Raw genomic sequence first — 20,035 nt, 5'->3', positions numbered from 1 at the left:
ACGGTGGATGGCAAGGCGCTCGTTCGCATAACCGCCGCGATTTTCGTCGCCGTCGCAGTCACCGCGACAGCGGTCGAGATGATCCGCAAGGAGGACAAGTCGGGCTCAGCAGTGCTCGAGGCGCCGGCGACGTCGCAGAGCCCGCTCCGCAAGGGCCTTCGCCGTTGCCAGGTGCTCGGCGAGGGTGCGCTGCGCGATAGCGACTGTTTGCGACTGTGGACCGAACAGCGCGACCGTTTCCTCAGTTCCAAAACGCCATTTGTGAGGTCGACTTCACAGTCGTTCACCCCACAGTCGCCGGATGCGAACTCGCCGGGGGCTCGATAGGCATGGGCAGCACTGGCATTATCGACCAATTCCTCGGCACGTTTACGCGTTACATAGACAGCGGCTTCGGCTTGCTTGGCGGCGAAGTCGCCTTCGTCGCCACCACCTTGATCGTCATTGATGTGACGCTCGCGGCCCTCTTCTGGAGCTGGGGCGCCGATGACGACATCCTCGCGCGGCTCGTCAAGAAGACGCTGTTCGTCGGCGTCTTCGCCTACCTGATTTCCAATTGGAACAGTCTTGCCCGGATCGTCTTCGAAAGCTTCTCCGGCCTCGGCCTCAAGGCAAGCGGCACCGGCTTCTCAGTGCAGGACCTGCTGCGGCCTGGCAAGGTGGCGCAGACCGGGCTCGACGCCGGACGACCATTGCTCGAGGCGATCTCGGGGCTGATGGGCTATGTGTCCTTCTTCGAAAACTTCATCCAGATCGCTTGCCTGCTCTTCGCCTGGGCGCTCGTCCTGCTCGCCTTTTTTATCCTGGCCGTACAGCTCTTCGTCACGCTGATCGAATTCAAGCTGTCGACGCTGGCCGGCTTCGTCCTGATCCCTTTCGGCCTCTTCGGCAAGACGGCATTCATGGCCGAACGCGTGCTCGGCAACGTCATCTCGTCCGGTATCAAGGTGCTTGTTCTTGCCGTCGTCATTGGCATCGGCTCGACGCTCTTCAGCGAGTTCACCCAAGGCTTCGGTGGCGAAAGCCCAACAATCGATCAAGCCATGGCGATCGTGCTGGCGGCCCTATCGCTGCTCGGTCTCGGCATCTTCGGCCCCGGCATAGCCAACGGCCTCGTCTCCGGCGGCCCGCAGCTTGGCGCCGGTGCTGCCGTCGGCACCGGTCTCGCCGCTGGCGGCATGGGGCTCATCGCTGGCGGGGCTGCCGGCCTCGCGACGAGGGGCGGAGCGGCGGCTTTCTCTGGAGCGACATCTGCGGCCCGAGGCGGCTCGTACTTGGCCGGGGGCGCATCGACTGCCTATACCTTAGGCTCTATCGGCCAGACTGGCACCGCCGGTGTCGCCTCAGGCCTGAGCAGCGTTGCAAGCGCCGGCATGTCGGCCGCTGCCTCGCCGCTTAGGCGCGCCGCCGCTCAGGCCAGTCAGTCGATGAAGTCAAGTTTCACATCCGGCGTCAATTTTGCCGTCGAGTCCACCGGCGGATCGTCGACTCTGGGAACGCTGGGCGGGGCCGCCGCTTCGGCTAACCATCCTTCGTTCGGCCGCGCCACTCAGGCCAGGGCTGAGGCGCAAAGCCCACCTGACTGGGCCAAACGCATGCAGCGATCCCAGCGCCTGTCTCACGGCGTCCAAACCACTGCCCATGCCGTGCGCTCAGGCGAGGCCCACGGCAGCGGAACCTCCATTTCTCTTTCTGAAGGCAAGTGATCTATGAACATCTTCAAACGCCCCGCCGTTCACTACGGCAAGACACCGCAACCGGAAACGCCTTACCAGAAAGCAGCGCAGGTTTGGGACGAGCGCATCGGTTCGGCCCGCGTGCAGGCAAGGAACTGGCGCATTATGGCCTTCGGATCGCTGATCCTGTCGGCTGGCCTTGCCGGCTCACTCGTGTGGCAGTCGAGTCGAGGCACGGTCGTGCCATGGGTCGTGCAAGTCGATACGCTCGGACAGGCGCAGACGGTCGCGCCTGCGGCCGCCGACTACAAGCCGACCGATCCTCAAATAGCATGGCATCTTGCCCGCTTCGTCGAACAGGTCCGATCGATCCCGGCCGATCCGATCATCGTGCGCCAGAACTGGCTGCGCGCCTATGAATGGACGACCGACCAAGGTGCTGCGGCGCTAAACGACTATGCCCGCGCCAACGAACCCTTCGCCAAGATCGGCAAGCAGCAGGTCGCGATCGAAGTGTCCTCGGTCATCCGCGCTTCTGCGGCTTCCTTCCGCGTCGCCTGGACCGAGCGTCATTACGAAGACGGCCAGCTCTCCACCACCCAGCACTGGACAGCCATTTTGACAATCGTGGTCCAGCCGCCAAACGACGCTGACCGGCTTCGGGCCAATCCGCTCGGCATCTACGTCAACGCCATCAACTGGTCGCGGGAGATGACCCAATGAAGCTGGCATTCCGTGTTTTGACCACTCCTGCTTTTCATGGATGCGCGTGCGCGGCGGTTTTGGTTTCGGGGGCCATACTCGGAGGCTGTGCCACACCTCAAAAGCCACCGCAGATCGCCTATGATACCTTCGTGCCACCTTTGCCATCGGTCCCGGCTCTCGCGACTGATGAGAAGCCGAAACCGTTGCATGTGCCGCCGAGCTGGTCCCCGACGCATGGCGGTGCCGCCGGCAATACCCCGACAGCGCGTGTCGAAAATGCCAACGCCGCCGCCCGCATCCAGCCGCGGCGCGAGGGCTATTATAACGCCATCCAGATATATCCTTGGAGCGAAGGAGCCCTCTACCAGGTCTATGCCGCGCCAGGGCAGATAACAGATATCGCGCTCGAGCCGGGTGAGAGCCTTACTGGAACGGGGCCAATCGCAGCGGGCGACACTGCACGCTGGATCATCGGCGACACCGAAAGCGGTGCCGGTGTTACGCGGCGCGTCCATGTACTGGTGAAGCCCTCGCGCGCCGACATCACTACCAACCTCGTCATCACCACCGACCGTCGCATCTACATGATCGAGCTTCGGGCGGATCAAAAGCCTTACATGCCGGCCGTGGCATGGGCGTATCCGGTTAAGCCGGCCGGACACCAGCCGACCAGCCTTGCGATGCCAATCATCCCCGACCTCACCGCGCGCAACTATCGTTATGGCCTCACCGGCGACACGCCACCGTGGCGGCCGGTCGCCGCCTACGACGATGGCAGGCGCGTCTACGTCGAGTTTCCGCGCGGGATCGTGCAGGGCGAGATGCCACCGATCTTCGTCATTGGTCCGGATGGCGAAGCCCAGATCGCCAACAGCCGTGTCTTCGGAAACGTCCTAATCGTCGACCGTCTCTTCGGCGCAGCTGAACTTCGTCTTGGCGGCGGCAAGCAGCAACAGACGGTCAGGATCGTTCGTAGTGATGGGGCGGCAACCGGTCGACTGCCGTGGATGCCACGCTTCGGCCTAGCATCGAAAGTTCACAACACGCCAAGGCAGAGGGGAGGGCAGGGGTCATGAACGAGAACGAAATCGCCGCCCAGTCCATGCGGCTTCGCGCCGAGCCGCCGCGTGTCACGCGCCTGTCACGCAAGGTGCTCGCTGGCATCGGCTTCGTTGCGTCGCTCGGCATTGGCGGCGCGCTGATATACGCGCTTCAGACCCGCAATACTGGCTCGCGTAGCGAGGAACTTTATTCGACCTCCAATCGCCAGCCCGCCGATGGATTGGCGAATCTGCCGCGCGATTATACCAGCCCGATCCTTGGGCCGCCGCTGCCCGGCGATCTCGGGCGGCCGATACTTGACGCCCAGAACAAAGGGCAGCCCGTGGTGCCGCCAAGCATCGCGCCCCCCACGGTCGACGAGGCAGAGCAACGCCGGCTGGCTGAAGAAGAGGCCGCCCGGACGTCGCGTGTCTTTTTCCAGACGGGAGCGGTGGCCGCAGCCGCGACCGAGGGGCCCGGCAATAGCGCAGTGCCGGACCTCTCCGGAGCCGGCATGGCAGGAGGCCAGACGGCGCAGGATCGCCAACTGGCATTCCTGAACGCGGCGGCCGACCGACAGACGGTGGCGCCCGATCGCGTCATGCCTCCGGCATCGCCATATGTTCTTCAGGCTGGCGCCGTCATCCCAGCGGCGCTGATAACTGGCATTCGCTCCGACCTGCCCGGTCAGATCAGCGCGCAGGTGACGGAGAATGTCTATGACAGCCCAACAGGCCGGGCGCTTTTGATCCCGCAAGGGACGCGCGTCATCGGTCAATACGACAGCGGGGTTGGTTTCGGGCAACGACGCGTGCTGCTCGTTTGGAGCAGGCTCATCTTTCCGAACGGCCGCTCGATTGTTCTAGAGAGGCAACCTGGCGCGGACGGGCAGGGCTATGCCGGCCTGGAGGACGGCGTCGACTACCACTGGAGCGAGCTCTTCAAGGCGGCCGCGCTCTCGACCATACTCAGCGTTGGGGCGCAGGCTGGCTCATCGAGCCAGGAGAGCGACATTGTGCGCGCTTTGCGAAGCGGCGCCTCCGATAGCGTCAGTCAGGTCGGCCAGCAGATCGTCCAGCGCCAGCTCGAAATAGCGCCGACGCTCACCATTCGGCCCGGATTCCCGGTTCGCGTGATCGTTACCCGCGATCTTATGCTCGAACCCTATAGAGGTTGAAAATGGCCAAGCTGAAACTCGGACCAATCGCCGACGACAAACCAGTCAAAGTCACCGTGGAACTGCCAGCACCACTGCATCGCGACCTTACCAGATATGCTGAGCTCCTTGGACGCGAAGCAGGGCAGCCGTCTGCCGATCCCGTGCGCCTGATCGTGCCGATGCTCGAGCGCTTCATGGCCACGGATCGCGGCTTTGCAAAAGCGAGGCATGAGCGAAAGGCTTAGCGTCGGATCGCTAGTGCAGGCCGAACCATATCGGGAGCTATATCGTTTGCCGAGAGACAGTCCGCGAAGGCCGATCGGATCGCGTCGAGAGAGATCTCAAGGGTGCTGGAAAACGGCCTGCCTCTCTGCCAGATGGCGACGTAGTGATAGAGCGCGGATGGGTCGACCGGTCTTGCTTCCAACTCGAACGCTGAATACTCGCGTGCAATGATCTCGTTGGTGATGGATACGCCAAGACCGGCCGAAACGAATCCAACTTCGTAACCGTTGCAGTCATATTCCACCAGTATGTCCGGCTCGACACCAGCGAAGCGCAAGGCGTTGAAGTTCATTTGGTGCGACGCGAATTCAGGGTCAATATCAACGATCGTTTCGCCTGCCAGGTCGTTCGCTTCGACACAAGCCTGCTTTGAGAAGCGGTGCTTTGGATGAAAGATGCATACGTTGCGCGCCGAGCCGAGCGGCGCCCACTCAAACAGGCAAGGATCCAAAGGCAGCCGAGAGATGCCTAGGTCGGCTCGGCCAGACAGGATGTGCTCGCCCACCTGGTGATAGTTTCCCGAAATTGACCGGACACTCGCACCAGTCTTCGAATGGATTGTCGCGACGACCTTCGGCAAGGTCACGAAACCGAAGACCGCGGGTGCGGCGATTGCGACTTGTTGCCTCTCTTCGTTCTTCATCGCGAAGATCGACGCTTCCAGACGATCCAGGGACGTCAGCGCAAGATCGACATTGCGCAGGAGTTCCCAGGCCTCTCGCGAAGGAAGGATGCGGTTGGTGGATCTCTCAAACAGCGCGATGCCGAGGAGCGCCTCAAGCTGTTTGATGTGTTGACTCACCGCAGGTTGGCTAATCCCGAGCGCGATGGCTGCTTGTCTCGTTGATCCGGCCCGCAGCACTGCGCGAAAGACCTGCAATTGTCGAAGCTTCAAGCCGCTCTGCAGCAATTCCATTTCGCGCCCTTCCAGAGAACGCCCGGGTGAACTGACCTGGCGGACCCGTTGAGAATTGGCTCGGACCTCGAGCGCTCCAAAACTTAGGTCGCCAAGCAAGCTCCGAATCTATCAGCATATAGTCACTATAGTGACTGGTAAAGGGGAGGGTTTGCTTGTCGCTATGCGCGCATGCGCCTTGCGGAGATTTTTGGAGCTAACGTTCGTAGAGTCCGGAAGGAGCGCGGCATGACCTTGGAATCTCTGGCAACCGAGGCTGGCCTTGCGTACAGCTACATGGGTGGCATCGAACGGGGGCAAAGGAACCCCTCACTCAATGTGGCGGAGAGGATCGCAACAGTGCTGGACTGCGAACCGGCCACCTTGTTCTGCCAGCCCCCTAAGTCAAAATAGCCGAACACCAGTCTCGTTAAAGCCTGGCTAATTCGAGAGCAGACGCCAGTTCCCAAGCGATTGAGCGCTTGTTGCGCGGGGACAAGGCATGGCTTGAAAACCCAGTTGCGGATTCTTCCGCTACGATGTCGCGAAACGTCGGAGAACGACTTCACACAACAGCGCAAGGCCTCGGTCCTATATAATCGGCCATTATCGCAAAGATTCCGAAAATTATAGATTGAATTAACGGGCAACGTCGATAGCGTTGGGAAATACTGCAAACCAAATGCAGTTTGCCTATAATTGATTTCGTGACCTTTGGGACGTAAGCCGAAGGAAATAGCGCCAAAGACGCGACGTTAAGCGCGAAATCCAAAATCGATGGAAGAGTCCAATGGGCGGTTTTACTGCTCAGTTTGCTGCCGCCTTCGGCGTTACCGTGAGCCTTGGTCTCGTTAGCGGGCTCCTCGGGACGGCAATCGGGCTTTTGTTGGCCATGTCGAAGAGCTCTCCGGCTTCCCGTTTCAAAGCTGCGGTGACGGCTTACACCACGGTCGTTCGAGGTGTTCCAGAACTCCTCATCATCCTGCTCATCTACTTCGGGGGAACCACCCTTGCCAGCAAGGTCGCCGGCCGATACGTGGAAGTGAATGCCTTTACCGCTGGGGTAATCGCGCTCACGGTTGTCTTCAGCGGCTATGCCACTGAAGTCTTCCGTGGGGCGATTGCGGCAGTTCCAGCGGGACAAACCGAGGCGGCGAAGTCGCTTGGGTTGAACGCCTGGCAGCGGTGGGCATTTGTCATTGGACCGCAGATGCTTCGGCTGGCATTGCCGGCCTACGGCAATCTTTGGATATCGCTCTTCAAGGATACCGCGCTGGTTTCGATCGTCGGCCTGACCGACATCATGCGTGTTGCATTTGTGGGCGCCGGATCGCTGCGCGCGCCGTTGACCTTCTATCTAGCGGCTTCCGCGCTTTATCTCTCTCTGACGACGATCACCCTGCTGTCGATCCGCCTGACGGAGCGGCGCTATCCGGCTCTCGGTCGATAGAGGGGGATGCTCCCATGAACTTCAGCCTGATGTTGGACGCGATGATGGTTCTCCCGTCAGGCATTAGCCTCACCTTGGCCCTGACAGTCCTATCGCTGGCGGCGGGATTTCTGCTGTCGGTGCCGCTGGCCTTTGTCCGCGCGTTTGGTCGCCCCAGCCTGTCTCTCGCAGTGCTGGCCTACACCTATGTCATTCGCGGGACGCCAATGCTCGTGCAACTCTTCCTGCTCTATTACGGGCTGGGCCAGATCGCGGCAGTGAGGGCAAGCGTCTTTTGGGTGGTCCTGCGAGATCCGTTCTGGTGCGCCTTGCTCGCTTTCTCCCTAAACAGTGCAGCGCATACAACCGAAATTCTGTGCCGGGGCCTCCAGTCCGTGCCGAAGGGCGTCGTGGAGGCTGCCGTAGCGCTTGGCCTGAAACGCATCCAGATCGCCCGCCTTGTCACTTTCCCGATCGCTTTCAGGATATCGCTCCCGGCTTACGGAAACGAGGTGGTGGGGATGATCAAGGGCTCGTCCCTGGCGAGCACCGTAACGCTGCTCGAGATAACCGGCATGGCCCGACAACTAGTGTCGTCCACGTTCGCACCCTACGAGGTCTTTATTGTTGCTGGAGCGATCTATCTGGCGCTCACGACACTCGCTGTGAAAGCGACCCAGTTCCTGGAACGTCGACTTTCCTCTGGCGACCATTCAAAGCAACGACGAAAGGCGCGGTTCCGACCGGCCTTGCCTAGACACCGGATCACCACGCCAGTGCCGTGACGCCGCAGCTTTGCGGCTGCCTTCCCACCGACCCAAACAAATGAGGTGCCTCATGCGCATTCGTCTAGCTGTTGCCGTTTCCATCGCCGGCTTGATTGCAGCAATCCCAGCCCGGGCCGGGACCGAGAGAACGATATCGATCGCCACCGAAGGCGCATCGCCGCCCTGGGACGGGACCGATGAGAACGGCAAACTTTACGGGTTCGATGTCGATGTCGGTCTCGAACTGTGCAATCGCATGAAGGTCAAATGCAGCTTCGTCGCACAGGATTGGGACGGGATCATTCCCGCACTGCTGGTCGGCAAGTACGACGTCATCATGTCTGGCATGGCCATCACGGACAAGCGCAAGCAGCAGATCGCCTTCTCGATCCCCTACGCCAGCGGCTTCAACCAATTCGTAGTGCGCAAGGAGCTTGGGCTCGATGCCGGCGACACCAAGGAACAGGTCAATCTCTCGACCATAGGTGACAAGGAGAAGACGACTATTGAGCGTGTCAGATCGACGCTAAGCGGCAAAGCCATTGGTGTCCTTCGTTCATCGAACTCTGAGGCTGTGGTGAAGCAGCTTCTCGGGGATGTCGTGACGATTCGCAGCTATGACAGCCTCGACAATTTGAAGCTCGATCTTGCTGCTGGGCGTGTCGACGGCGGTCTCGCTGACTATTTCACATGGCGCGACTTCCTCGAGACCCCTGATGGTTCCAGTGCAGTGTTCTTCGGTCCGGAACTGAAGGGTGGTCTTTGGGGGCCGGGCGTCGGCGCCGGTATGCGCAAGGACGATACCGAGTTGGTCAACAAGTTCAACGCGGCGATCGAGGCTGCAACCAAGGACGGAACCATCAAGGCGCTGAGCCTGAGGTGGTTCAAGGCCGATATCGCCCCAGCCTTGTCGAAATAGCCGAAGAACCGGCTTCGACTTCGACCGGGCGCTGGACGCGTGCCGGCGCCACTCGTTGACACCCACAGGGTGAGTGAGATGAAAGACCCTTTTTGCGCCGTCGTGACCGGCCAATCTTTGATCACGCACGACATCCGTCATGTCCGGGCCGAGCGGTTCGCCGAGGTTGAACGGTTCCTACAACGGGGCGACGTCGTTTTTACGAATTTCGAGTCCACGATCCTCGGAAAACACGGCGGTTGGCCGACCAAGGGTAAATACTTCGGTTACTCAAGGCCCGAGATGCTGGACGCCTTGCAAGACATCGGCTTCAACGCGCTTGCCTTGGCGAATAACCACGCATTCGACCTCGGCCCTTGCGGCATCCAGTCCACGCTGGAGGAAGTAGAGGCGCGGGGCTTTCTTCATGCTGGGATCGGGATTGACGAGACACATGCCGCGAAGCTCGGCCGGCGCCATCTGGGCTATCGGCAGGTCTCTTTGCTTGCGGTCGATGCAGGCCCTGGCCCGGCCAATATGTATGCCGCCGACCGTACCGCTTCCCGGCCTGCTCGGCCTGGCGTCAATCGGCTGACCACAGTTCGCAAGATCGGGGTGCCCGATGGGCATTTTAGGAGGCTGGCAAAGCTTGGCGGCCACTTGCAAAGCTCGCACTTCGAACTGACCAACTATGCGCAACCGGACGATCCGCCGGAAGTGGCGGGCCGCACCGAGATAAATTTCTACGGCACCGTATTTTCACAGGCAGCTGACTTCGGTCGCCTGATCGAAATAGATCCGCAAAGCGCGGAAATCCATTTGTCCGCCATCCGTCGGGCGGTCTCGCAGGGCGACTTCGTAATTGCTTATCTACACCACCACCATTGGGAACCGGGTTGGCAGGACGTGCCGCGCTGGGTGCATACCTTTGCCCGGATGTGCGTTGACGCCGGCGCTGACCTTTTCGTCAGCCACGGCGCTCCAGTGCTTCAGGCAGTAGAAATCTACAATGGCTCGCCGATCTTTTATGGTCTCGGCAATTTTCTGTTCCACGTGCATCCCGACGAGAACGAGTGGGATCCGCCGGAAGTTTGGCAAAGCATTGTCGCAGCATGTCGATACGATGCAAGTGGAAGCCTTCACACGATAGACCTTCTGCCTGTCGTGATTGGTGGGGAAGATCAGCCTCCAGGATCCGGATCAGGCAGATTGGTTCCAGCCGCCGCGACCGGAAATGTAGCACGAGATATTCTCGACGGTTTCGCGATGCGCTCTCGCACCTTTGGCACCGCAATCTCGATTTCCGGATATTGCGGCACCATCGTTGTGCCGCCTACAGGCAGACTCCGCTGACGATTCAATCCACAACCAGGTCCGCCTGCGACGGATTCCCTATCCGAGAAACAACTTCGTGGAGCATCGAAAGCACTGTTGAAACCGAACCGCTCTAGCCCTTTCCAGGCAGCACAAAAGCCCAGGATCGAACGCGACCCTCACCCCGCCGATCTTCATGTCGGCAGGCAGATCGCGACGGTTCGCGTGCAGTCGGACGTATCCCAGGGTCAGCTTGCCCGATCAATAGGTGTCAGCGTTCAACAACTCCAAAAATACGAGAATGCAAGGAACCGCGTGAGTGCTTCAATGATCTACGAGATCGGCAAGTCACTCAGCGTCCCCGTCAGCCGCTTCTTCGAAGGTCTCCCTGAGAACGGTGAGAACGACCGTGCGACTTCACCCCCGCTGGTCGATGAGCGCATTGACTTCATTGCAAGCGCAGAAGGTCGGCACTTGATTGGGCGTCTCGTTCGACTGCCCCCGCGTGTGCGCGCCCGCGTGTCTGCCTTGATCGCCGCAATCGGGGAAGAATTGAGCATCTCTGAATGCGACGAAGAGCGACGAGATGGCGGGCGAAGTGGCGTCGCCCGAACGCTCGATACTTGACGACCGGTTTGTGACACAGGTTCGAACACGCTTGGCTCCGTCGGCTCTGTGCCGTGCAGATCACCTTTGCCGGTCCCCTGAAAGCCTGAAAGCGGACTGTATGCGATTACACTCCGGCACCTAACTCACGAAAATGCCCATTCGGCATCTGTCGCGGTGACCGCTTCCTCTCGCAATCGTCTCTGAAGCTTTTGCCACGAGGTGTCCGAAACAAAGCTACTCATACTTCCACATGCCTCTGTGAAAGGCATATTGCCGAAGCGGTCAATGAGATCGCGGGTTCCGAGGGTGCCATGAGCGCGTAATAGCTCGAGAGGATCGTCATCGCATTCAATTACGCGGTGCCCCCAAGCTCCAGGCAAATCGTCCGTCGCGAGGGCATGTCGAAGATCTGGATCCAGGTTCGACGCATCGAGCGCGCGGCAGACAACGTAGCGCATCAACGGATAGTAAATTGGCTGATGACTGCCTCCGAGCGCGCGCACGCCGGGGAGGATCGACAAGACAAGGAAAACAAGGAGCAGGTTGGGGATCAGGTTGCGGTTTGCAAGGCGCTCAAGTATGTCCGGCGTGGCGAACCGGGCCACCTTCATTCCAGTTTCCACGTGTACGAGTTCCCCCGCCCGCAGCCTTAGCGGCAGGCGCTTGCCGTTTTCATAAAGCCAGAAGAAATCGGTGCCACGTGCGAGCCAGCCGCTCCAGGGGCTGGTCGCCAGCCTATCGATCTCGGTCAGGATGTCCGAGGCGAGGTTCGGTTCTTCGATCAGCCTCGTTCGCAGCCACGAATCCTCGTCCGACAGATGGTCTGCCACCAGATCGGCGACATCTTCGTCATCGACTTGGAGGAAGGCGATACGGCTTCCGAACAGTTTCGGCCAAAGACTGAGATTGGCTGCCTTAATGGCATGTGCTGGCCGCTCAAATTGCGATTTCGGCAGAAGGAGGCGAAGCAGCGTGAGCGCCTCTCCATCAGAGTGTGGTTCCGCAGGAACCATCTCGAACCGGTAGGGTCCTAGCCCGGCTAAAAGGCTGTATCCGATCATCCGGCTTCGGCTGAGGCCGAAAACGTTGATCGGCTTCCCGTCGACGGTCAGCCAGCCTGGCCCCTTGCGCGGTTTTTCAACGAGGCTCACCGTCGAAACGGCATAGGAGACGTAGGTCGAACAGCCATGGGCCGAGAGGCCGAGGAGGCTGAAAAGATGCGTGTAGTAAGCTTCAGGCTCCATAAGGAGGAACAAATGCGGGCCTGTCTGCAAGACGCGGCGCTTCTCGAAATCCCTGCAGATTTCTGCGGCGGCGTCGATCGATAGTCCGTTTCGTCTCGCCGCCTTCCTCATGAAGGCGAGCAGTTTGGTGAAGGCCCGAAGTCGGATTTCTGGCACGGGACCCGGAGCAGGCGTCTCGAAGAGGCGAAACGCGTAGTCGCGGACCGGTCGGGACTGAAAGGGTCTCGTCCAGGGGTGGAGCGCCGCCAATGACCCGAGGATGGCCTGTTTGCCGTCTGCATCTGCTGCTAGCTCGTCCACCTCACGATTCATCCTTTTGCTGCACGACACCTAAGGCCAAACAAGAAACTCCAATGAGGAGCACCACTGCGAAGCTGAAGAAGATCGTCGAAGGAAATACCCGGTCGCCCGCGGCCGCGGTGATGCTGAAAATGAGCAGACCCAGCGCCACAGCGAAGCAATGCATGAGGCCTTTGGCCCTACCCAATGCATTATCACACACGCGCGACTGCAATATGCCTTCGACACTGACTCGCCCAAGATTGTACACAAACCCAAGCGCCGCAAAGACGATCAGCGACCAAGATAGAGACAGGAGTGGCAGCGCCATCAGCGAGAGCGCGGTTGCACCTAAAAGCACGAAATGCAGTTTATGAAGACTTATAGTTCGTGTCAGCCTGACCGCAAGAACAGCTCCCATCAGCGAGCCAACCGACCACGTCGCCTCGACATGACCGAAATCGACGGCCGTACCGTTCTGTTCTTCGAACACAAAGGCTGATCCCGTCGCACTGACCAGCACCGCGCCTCCATAGAGGAGAGCGTACACGGCAAAGAGGCGAAGTAGGCCCAGGTCAACGTTAAAGGCGAAGCTTTTGGCCCCGCTGACATTGCCCGATGCCACACTGAGCCGCATCGAAGATAGGGCTGTCGCTGATACAAGGAAGAACACAGCAATGACGGTGAATGCCGGGGCAGGGGAGCGCTCACTGAGCAAGGGTCCGAAAAGCAGAGCCGCCCCGAGACATCCGAATTGCATGACGAAGAAGACAGTGGAATTTGCGGCCGCGAGATCGCCGTCCCGCGCCACGACCGGGATCATCGACTGCGAACTCGTAAGAGCCATACGGTCACAAAATGCGAAGAGGACCGCTGAGAGGCAGATCGTTGGAAACACGTCCTTGTAGAGAAGCGCGCAAGCTGTTGTGAGCATGATAGCAAAGCGACTGAGGTCCGCCGCGATAGCCAGCCGTCGTCGGTTGAACCGATCCGCCGCCACGCCGACCAGAGGGCTCGCGACGAATTCCACCGCACTGACGATCGCAAGCGTTGTCGCCACACCGGTGCTCCCGCACCCCGCATCGACCAGGATCCATGCGGATGCAATGTAGTAGCCGTTGCGTCCGATGGCCGCCGACAACGTGCTGACCAAAAACCCGAGGAACACCCGGGACCGGGTGGTCGATGTTTGGTCACGATAAATTCGACATGTCGCTGACATGGGCGGCGCATCCAACCATACAGCCGCTCGTCATACGCTTTGCAGCGAAGCCAGCTTTACAGCGATGCTGGACTTTTCAGATTCTTGCTCAAATCAGCAAGACCGCCGGCGCCTATGTTTTGCACTTGCGCCGAAATTCGATCGGATTGGCGCCGAAGGCTCGCCTGAAAGCGGTCGTCAAATGGCTCGAACTGCTGAAGCCGCATTCCATCGCAATTCTGGTCGCCGACAAGTTGGTCGATCGAAGCATATCCGCGGACTGCTCCAGTCGACGCCGCGCGATGAACGCATGCGGCGTCATTCCCGTCGACTGCTTGAAGGCCCTGCTGAAATGAAACCGGCTGATACCAACCTCTTTTGCGAGGTCGGCCAGCGTGGGCCTGCCGTCTGATGATGACTCGATCATTGCCATCACGCGTTTGAGATCGAAAGCCGACAGACCGCCCTTTGCCGGCTGATGGTACGTTCGGTTCAACCTGACCAAATGCACGAACAGCTGTGCGACCTGGCTCTCCACCATTGTGACGCTGATCGGATCGGGATACCTGAGCTCGGCCGCTATTGTCTGCAGCCCCATCTCTATGGTGTTGTCTCGAAATCCGATCCACGGTGGCAGTTCCGCCGGGCGGCAGAAGGCCGTTCCTGCAAAAGTCTGTTCGGCGAATCCCCGTTCGATCGACACCAGCAGGTAGGACGCTATCGCATCGCCCTCATCCCAGCCTGTCCACTCGCTCTCGGCAGGGATGTAGATTATCGAGCCAGGCCGCCTCGCCGCGAACGAAACCCGGCGCCCGTCGATGAAGTCTTCTCCGCGCAGGGCCGCACCCTTCAGGTTCATCAGGAACATATGCCAGGGGAACGCAACCCTCGTTTCCTGTCGTTCTAGTCCGGTCCTGCTAATTAAGTCCGCCCGTATATTTCCCCAGCTCTCATACTGGTGAGCCAATGTCCGATGCCGTGAAGGGCGTATGCTGTTCGGATCCAGGTAAAAAGTCTCCGCCAATCGAAACGGCCTCCCTATTACGAGGAGCTCGCCTTCCTGTTTTCTTGTCGAACCATAGGTTGCAAGACAAATCACAAATAATTCTGAGTTGGTAGAAGATGTGGCTTTTGCGAAAAAACGGCAAACCAGTGAAAGCCGTTTCTACCATGCCGGTCTATCGGTTCATCCGCCTATACTCGACAGTGTGGAATATTAAACCACGCTAATCATTGTTTCTCAGTCGAGCTTTAGGCGTCTCACCGATTAAACGGTTGTGGAGGCACACTGCTATGCGGGGACTCGACGATTTTTTGGCCGAATGCGACCGTGGCCCGCGGATCAACGAACTTACAGGCTTCTTTGCGGCGACCGCCGCCGGCCGGAGCGGAATGCCAATCCGCAAGCCCTCGGCCGACGCGCGGCTGCTTCCCAGCGATGATCTGCTTCGTGGTCTGGTCGGCTTGCATGCGGCCCGGCAAGGCTTTTTCGACCAGCACTACCACTCCAGCATTCCTTATCGGTTGGAGGAGGAATGCCGAATGGCCTATGCCATTTTGAAATACGCGCGTTATTGCCAAGCCCCGCTATCGCTATACAGCCTTGGGACAGCAGAGGGCACCATGGCGAGAACACTGTCGGAGTTGTCCGGTGGAAAGATCCATAGCCTATCGTGCAGCCCCAACGCGGAAAACTACAAATGCTTCATGGCATATGGCGAACCGCGAGACGCCCACTTCTTCGTCGGGCCGTTCCATCGGCTGACCAAGGGCGTTCTTAGCTCAGACGCAGAGCTGGCAAAGTTCGGGTCCGGATTCGATTTCATCCTGGAGGACACCACCTTCCAGATGTACTCGCCGAACAGAGCAAAGCAGATCGAGTTTGTCACGCAGCACCTTAAGGAAGGAGGCATCTTCGTTTTCGTCGAAAAATTCCGGGCCGTTGACGAAAACGACTACGCCCGCCGGGAGTGGCAGAAGGATTTCGGTTTCAAGGCTCGATATTTTCCACAAGAGGAGATCGAGAAAAAGAAGACCGATGTTCTCAAGACGATGTTCAACAACGAGGTGACGCTGGAAGAGATGTTCCACGCAACGGGCACGCATTTCAACCACTGCGTCATGACGTGGAATAGCGGAAATTTCTGCAGCCTTGCTGCGAGCAATAACAGAGAAAATCTCAACCTGTACCTTTCTCAGATGGCAGGCCCTGCCATTCCAAATGAGTATGTTTACGAGACCAGCTTATATCAGGCCAACACCGATTATGCTGCCGCCTTGCAACAAAAGTGATGCTCAAGCGGTGCCCCTCCAGACCGACCGAGTCATGCGGCAAATGCACACCAATTGGCGCGATGCGTGCGGAGCACCCCGAACACGTTTCGCCGAAACAGATATGATCGTGACGACATCCGCAGAGCGCCCTCATGACAAAAACGGCAACGCCCTTCGGTTGTTGGCCTGCGCCTTGGCGGCAGCCGATTGCGGCAGTCTGCGGCAGGCTGCAACAGCGCTGAGAGTCCGTGAATCCAGCGTAAGTCGCAGCGTCGTTAAACTCGAACAGCTTTTGGAGATGCAACTGTTCGAGCGCGACGTTCGCGGCGTCCGTTTGACCGAGGCAGGCCGAGCCTGGACCGACGTCGCTCGGATACATTACGAAGGTTTGCAGGCAGTTTTTCGGGACGCCCGCAACAGTAGGGACGCAAAGACACTCAGGATTGGCCTGTGCGCTGTGGGCGGTGGACAATTCCTGAAGCGCCTCATCGATCGCTTCCGCAAATCATATCCAAATGTCAGTTTGGCCATTGAGGATATTTTGCGTGAACAATGCCTGACAGCCGTATGCCGTCGGCGCTTCGACATCATCTTTGCGCCTGGGTTCGGCGAAGTCACCTCTTGCAGCGCCGAGATGTTCTGGCAGGAGCGTATTTTTGTTCTCGTGCCCACTGGTCATTCCCTTGCCGAAAAGCGAGTGGTCACGTGGGCAGATCTTGCGGGGATGCAACTGCTCGTGCCGGGCGGAACCAGCGGACCGCTGCTGGATTTGCCTACCCTGGAAGGCATCGTTACCGACGGGTGCCGCCCAACTGTCAACATGTGCCAAGGTGGCCAAGCGAGTGTCATCTTCAATGTGCAGCTAGGTCAAGGCGTTACGCTAGCCGGTGAGAGCTTCGCGCGAAATGTCGCCTTTGATGCAACGGTATGGAAACCTATTGATGGCCGTAACGGTCTCTGTTCAATCAAAGCTTTCTGGCTTGAAACCAATCCGAAACGTGCCGTTTTGCGGCTGATTGGCCTTGCCAGAAAGATGGCGAATACGATTCCGGGTCCGCCACACTCGCAAGGCGCAAGCTGCTAGTTAGCCATGTCCCGATCACTTCCGCGGCTGGGATTTTCCGAGCAGGGCCGGATCGCCCAGGTACACGGCAACCTGCCATTCGACGTCGGATCCCGCAACGAGCGGAAATGCGCATTCTTGGCCCCGAATTCTCGATGACCTCGACAAGATGGCTGACGGATCGCGCCAGACGATCAAGTTGCGCGACGACGAGCGTGTCGGCGGCGCCTATCTTGCGGAGCAGCTTGGAGAGGGCAAGGCGGAGCCGTGCTTCTGGATAATTGTCTCGCAGCCGGCCGAACGCAGTTCCGTCTTCTGTGTTGCGGTCGCCTGTTCGTCAGTAGAACGCGTGCATAACCGATCCACTGGACTAACCGGGGTTGAAAATTGACCTTTCATGTAATACCTATTTGGAGTACGGTATTACCAAGGAGCAGACATGACCACCACCGTCACAGCCAAGGGACAGGTGACCATCCCGAAGCCGGTTCGTGATCTTCTCGGCATCGTTCCCGGGAGCAAGGTCGATTTCCGTCGCGCTGCCGATGGCAGCGTGGTGCTTGCGCGCGCCGACAAGAAGCAGCCCGCGAGCCGCTTCGCCAGATTGCGTGGCCATGCCGGCAAGGGGCTCGATACCGACGCGATCATGGCGCTCACTCGTGGCCAATCGTGACGCTTGTCGATACCAACGTCCTCCTCGATCTTGTCACCGATGATCCGAAGTGGGCGGATTGGTCACTTTATCAGCTTGAAGCAGCGAGCCTTGATGGCCCCTTGCTGATCAATGACGCGGTTTATGCTGAGCTTGCTGTTCGCTATGAACGCATCGAGCATCTCGAGGCGTTTGTCGATGGGGCTGGGCTCGAAATGACTTCCATGCCGCGGGCCGCCCTGTTTCTGGCGGGAAAGGTCTTTACACACTATCGGCGGGCCGGTGGATCAAGGACCGGCGTGCTACCTGACTTCTTCATTGGTGCGCATGCGGCTGTCGCCCAGCTGCCGCTGCTGACGCGCGATGTGAGGCGCTACCGGACGTACTTTCCGTCATTGAGACTGATTGCGCCGAATGTGTGAGTCGCCGCAGATCGCATCTCCTCCAGAGGAGGCCGTAAGAAACAGTTTCATGCACCCTCTGAAGCTTTTCGCCAACGAGTCCAGCCGCACTTGGAACATTATCTAATCTAAGGCGATTGTCGGAGGACGATGGATCAGGCAGGGCGGTAAGGGTCAGCAGGACGAAGCACTGGGCAATCGGCCAGAAGTGGAGCTGCACGATGGGCTTTCTCGCATTGACGCGAAGTCAGTGTAGTGATCGAGCCAAGCTGCTTAGTCTATAGTGGCTATCAGTGCCAGGCATTGATGCTCATTCCGATCTCGCGTTGGCCGGTATCTTTTTGCGTGGATCGGAAGGTTTTGAATCGAGAATTCGCACGAGAGGCTTCCGTTCCATCGACTCAGCTCCGTCGGAGCCTCAAGTTTGCTTCGTGAAGGTTCCGCTCATGGCAGCAGCTCCTTCGTCGGCCCGACCAAGAGCGATGGCAATTTCATGATTGAGAGCAAGGACGGCAGGGAACTAACCGGCGGCTCCTATGAGCCGTTCAACTTGGAGATCCGCGAGGCCGCCGACGCGCAATAAGCGATGTGTCCCCGGCGAGAACACAGAAGCAGGACTTCAACCTGCGACCCCCATCGTCCCGATGGGGGCAGCCGGCAAAAGCCCGGCATTTCTTGTCATGCCTGGCGGCTTCAGTTCAGCTTTGTTTCCAACTTGACCGTGGAGGTTTGTGTGGCGAGTGGCGGGAGCGTTCGCCTTCTGTCCATGCCGCCATTCTCACGACGTTTTTAGGCAGGTTTCGCGAGCGAGACTTGGAGACGATCGCCCGGATGGCATCTGCCTGAAAATCGGGGTGATGGTGGCCATAGGTCTCAATCAGCATCTCGACCGTCATCCCGAGAAAGCCGGCGGCCGCCCAGGGATCGGAACCCTGTTGCATCAGCCAGGTCGCAGCTGTGTGGCGGAAGACATGCGGCGTGATGTCGGTGCGGAACACGCGCCGATTGCCACCTTCAGGTGTTGCCAAATCGTCATACCAGCCGAGCCCGGCCGCCTCGACCACCGAGCGGAAAGCCTTCTTGATCGATTGGACGGGCTTGCCGTTCCACTCCACGACGTAGTCGTGGGCGATCATGCGGCCGATGCTTGCGCTTTTGCCGCGTCTCCTGGTCTTGATCTCCAGCGGCGTGAGCGCCCATCGCCGCAGATGGGCAAGCAAGCGATCGGGCAGGCGCATCGGCGGCTGGCGTTTCTTCGTCTCGAGGCGACCAACTGCACGACGATAGAAAATGCCGCGTTCGAGATCGACATGGCCCGCTCCGTCGGTTGGTCGGATGGCGGCGCCGCAGATCGCGGCCGAACGAGTGCCGGTATATAGAGCAACCAGGATGAAGCGCGCGACGTGGCGTCCCGTGCGACGGTCGCTGGGCTGCCCTTTCCAGGACTGGCGCATGCGCCAAGCAGCGCGAAGCAATGCCGCGGCCTCTTCACGTGTAAGCCAGCGGTCCCTAGGCGCGGACTTCGGTGGCAGCAAGATCGGCGGCGACAAGGTCACATAGCCTTCTCGATGATAGTGGTTCAGCGCTGCTCGCAAGTCCTCCAGCTGCCGCCTGGCGGCGGCACCATCGCCGTGCGCTTTGCCATAGTCACGGCAGATCTTACCGTCGACGTCGCCAATCATCATGTCGCCGAACCAGTTCAGCACCGCGGCCATACGAGAAGCGGTTTCTTTCGGCTTGGCGTGGCCGCACGCGACGTCTGCCAGGTAGACGCTGACGGCGTCAGCTATCGGCACGGTGGCCGGATCACGGCCGCGCCCGCGGACCGGCCGGTACTTTTCGATGATGTATTGAGCGAGCCGTTTGTCAGCGCGTTCGCGGTCGCCAGTGCTACCGCAAGCGCTGATGAAGGTTGCGCCATCGCGGATGAACCAGCCCGCCCGGCTTCGCAAGGCTCCGTCCTGCTTTCTACTTTCATCGCGCCAGACAAGCCGTGCCCCTTTCGACGTCCTCGACATCGTTTCCTCTTGCCGTGAGTTCCAATTAGGATTTTAGTGAAAGCGAATAGGTGCCTTGTTCAGTAGAAATATACCTAATAACATAGATACTTACCAGAATAACTCAATAGGTAGAGCTGGATTTT

General features: G+C 59.3%; 22 protein-coding genes and 1 pseudogene. 17 read left to right on the top strand and 6 right to left on the bottom strand.

All coding sequences use genetic code 11. The features are described 5' to 3' along the window. Positions 1-3: 3 nt before the first annotated feature. The 6 genes from trbK-alt to EJ071_RS31565 are packed head-to-tail and all read left to right on the top strand — an operon-like array spanning position 4 to position 4,826. The gene (gene trbK-alt, locus EJ071_RS31590) at positions 4-327 is read left to right on the top strand and encodes a putative entry exclusion protein TrbK-alt (protein WP_126101351.1); all 324 of its coding nucleotides are present in this window, start codon (positions 4-6) and stop codon (positions 325-327) included. A 2-nt stretch (positions 328-329) separates the two neighbouring features. Further along, positions 330-1,706 carry a P-type conjugative transfer protein TrbL gene (trbL, locus tag EJ071_RS31585; protein ID WP_126101350.1) on the top strand — a complete coding sequence of 459 codons (1,377 nt, stop codon included), beginning with the start codon at positions 330-332 and terminating at the stop codon, positions 1,704-1,706. 3 nt (positions 1,707-1,709) lie between these two features. Further along, complete coding sequence (trbF, locus tag EJ071_RS31580) at positions 1,710-2,399, top strand: conjugal transfer protein TrbF (protein WP_126101349.1); 690 nt, start codon at positions 1,710-1,712, stop codon at positions 2,397-2,399. Then, positions 2,396-3,457, top strand: a complete 1,062-nt coding sequence (gene trbG / locus EJ071_RS31575) for a P-type conjugative transfer protein TrbG (protein ID WP_126101348.1) — start codon at positions 2,396-2,398, stop codon at positions 3,455-3,457. Before trbF ends, trbG begins: the two co-directional genes overlap by 4 nt. Then, entirely contained in the window at positions 3,454-4,599 is a 1,146-nt protein-coding gene (locus EJ071_RS31570; protein WP_126101347.1) for a TrbI/VirB10 family protein, read from the top strand. Before trbG ends, EJ071_RS31570 begins: the two co-directional genes overlap by 4 nt. A 2-nt stretch (positions 4,600-4,601) precedes the next feature. Continuing rightward, entirely contained in the window at positions 4,602-4,826 is a 225-nt protein-coding gene (locus EJ071_RS31565; RefSeq protein ID WP_126101346.1) for a DUF2274 domain-containing protein, read from the top strand. Here the strand turns inward: EJ071_RS31565 and EJ071_RS31560 are convergent. Beyond that, a complete protein-coding gene (locus tag EJ071_RS31560; protein ID WP_126101345.1) occupies positions 4,823-5,782 on the bottom strand; it encodes a LysR family transcriptional regulator in 960 nt (319 codons plus the stop codon). The genes EJ071_RS31565 and EJ071_RS31560 overlap by 4 nt on opposite strands. A gap of 171 nt (positions 5,783-5,953) precedes the next feature. Between EJ071_RS31560 and EJ071_RS31555 the strand changes: the two genes are divergently transcribed. The 6 genes from EJ071_RS31555 to EJ071_RS31530 all read left to right on the top strand — a co-directional run bounded on the left by EJ071_RS31555 (position 5,954) and on the right by EJ071_RS31530 (position 10,796). Next, positions 5,954-6,175, top strand: coding sequence for a helix-turn-helix transcriptional regulator (locus tag EJ071_RS31555; protein ID WP_126101344.1), 222 nt, complete (start codon positions 5,954-5,956; stop codon positions 6,173-6,175). A gap of 376 nt (positions 6,176-6,551) precedes the next feature. Beyond that, complete coding sequence (locus EJ071_RS31550) at positions 6,552-7,211, top strand: ABC transporter permease subunit (RefSeq protein WP_126101343.1); 660 nt, start codon at positions 6,552-6,554, stop codon at positions 7,209-7,211. A gap of 14 nt (positions 7,212-7,225) precedes the next feature. Continuing rightward, on the top strand, positions 7,226-7,975 hold the full coding sequence (locus tag EJ071_RS31545) for an ABC transporter permease (RefSeq protein ID WP_126101342.1): 750 nt from the start codon (positions 7,226-7,228) through the stop codon (positions 7,973-7,975). A 52-nt stretch (positions 7,976-8,027) separates the two neighbouring features. Beyond that, positions 8,028-8,876: a transporter substrate-binding domain-containing protein gene (locus EJ071_RS31540; RefSeq protein ID WP_126102798.1), complete on the top strand. Its 849-nt coding sequence runs from the start codon at positions 8,028-8,030 to the stop codon at positions 8,874-8,876. 78 nt (positions 8,877-8,954) lie between these two features. Further along, positions 8,955-10,208 (top strand): CapA family protein, encoded by a 1,254-nt coding sequence (locus EJ071_RS31535; protein ID WP_126101341.1) that lies wholly within the window; start codon positions 8,955-8,957, stop codon positions 10,206-10,208. 78 nt (positions 10,209-10,286) lie between these two features. After that, positions 10,287-10,796 carry a helix-turn-helix transcriptional regulator gene (locus tag EJ071_RS31530; RefSeq protein WP_189521308.1) on the top strand — a complete coding sequence of 170 codons (510 nt, stop codon included), beginning with the start codon at positions 10,287-10,289 and terminating at the stop codon, positions 10,794-10,796. Between the two features lie 125 nt (positions 10,797-10,921). Here the strand turns inward: EJ071_RS31530 and EJ071_RS31525 are convergent, their stop codons facing one another. The 3 genes from EJ071_RS31525 to EJ071_RS31515 form a co-directional block, all read right to left on the bottom strand. After that, positions 10,922-12,334 carry a hypothetical protein gene (locus EJ071_RS31525; protein WP_126101339.1) on the bottom strand — a complete coding sequence of 471 codons (1,413 nt, stop codon included), beginning with the start codon at positions 12,332-12,334 and terminating at the stop codon, positions 10,922-10,924. Continuing rightward, positions 12,324-13,442, bottom strand: a complete 1,119-nt coding sequence (locus tag EJ071_RS31520; protein WP_189521307.1) for an MFS transporter — start codon at positions 13,440-13,442, stop codon at positions 12,324-12,326. Before EJ071_RS31520 ends, EJ071_RS31525 begins: the two co-directional genes overlap by 11 nt. A gap of 193 nt (positions 13,443-13,635) precedes the next feature. Further along, on the bottom strand, positions 13,636-14,361 hold the full coding sequence (locus EJ071_RS31515) for an AraC family transcriptional regulator (protein ID WP_245460044.1): 726 nt from the start codon (positions 14,359-14,361) through the stop codon (positions 13,636-13,638). A 434-nt stretch (positions 14,362-14,795) separates the two neighbouring features. On the opposite strand from EJ071_RS31515, the gene EJ071_RS31510 reads away from it, so the two are divergent. Continuing rightward, positions 14,796-15,794 carry a class I SAM-dependent methyltransferase gene (locus tag EJ071_RS31510; protein WP_126101336.1) on the top strand — a complete coding sequence of 333 codons (999 nt, stop codon included), beginning with the start codon at positions 14,796-14,798 and terminating at the stop codon, positions 15,792-15,794. 103 nt (positions 15,795-15,897) lie between these two features. Next, positions 15,898-16,860 (top strand): LysR family transcriptional regulator, encoded by a 963-nt coding sequence (locus EJ071_RS31505; protein ID WP_189521306.1) that lies wholly within the window; start codon positions 15,898-15,900, stop codon positions 16,858-16,860. 86 nt (positions 16,861-16,946) lie between these two features. Here EJ071_RS31505 and EJ071_RS31500 read toward each other — a convergent pair. Continuing rightward, positions 16,947-17,201: pseudogene (locus EJ071_RS31500) on the bottom strand (recombinase family protein); the annotation flags it as partial. 77 nt (positions 17,202-17,278) lie between these two features. Here EJ071_RS31500 and EJ071_RS31495 point away from each other — a divergent pair. From EJ071_RS31495 to EJ071_RS38845, 3 genes are all read left to right on the top strand, one after another. Then, a complete protein-coding gene (locus tag EJ071_RS31495) occupies positions 17,279-17,512 on the top strand; it encodes an AbrB/MazE/SpoVT family DNA-binding domain-containing protein (RefSeq protein ID WP_126101334.1) in 234 nt (77 codons plus the stop codon). After that, positions 17,509-17,913 (top strand): type II toxin-antitoxin system VapC family toxin, encoded by a 405-nt coding sequence (locus tag EJ071_RS31490; protein ID WP_126101333.1) that lies wholly within the window; start codon positions 17,509-17,511, stop codon positions 17,911-17,913. The genes EJ071_RS31495 and EJ071_RS31490 overlap by 4 nt, the downstream gene beginning before the upstream one ends. Positions 17,914-18,316: 403 nt before the next feature. Beyond that, a complete protein-coding gene (locus EJ071_RS38845) occupies positions 18,317-18,475 on the top strand; it encodes a hypothetical protein (protein WP_189521305.1) in 159 nt (52 codons plus the stop codon). Positions 18,476-18,590: 115 nt separating this feature from the next. Here the strand turns inward: EJ071_RS38845 and EJ071_RS31485 are convergent, their stop codons facing one another. Next, the gene (locus EJ071_RS31485; protein WP_126101332.1) at positions 18,591-19,910 is read right to left on the bottom strand and encodes a tyrosine-type recombinase/integrase; all 1,320 of its coding nucleotides are present in this window, start codon (positions 19,908-19,910) and stop codon (positions 18,591-18,593) included. Positions 19,911-20,035 lie beyond the last annotated feature (125 nt).

This window comes from Mesorhizobium sp. M1B.F.Ca.ET.045.04.1.1 (assembly GCF_003952465.1).
GTDB lineage: Bacteria > Pseudomonadota > Alphaproteobacteria > Rhizobiales > Rhizobiaceae > Mesorhizobium > Mesorhizobium shonense.
The sequence above is the reverse complement of the archived record's forward strand: the minus strand, read 5'-3'. Positions and strand labels throughout refer to the sequence as shown.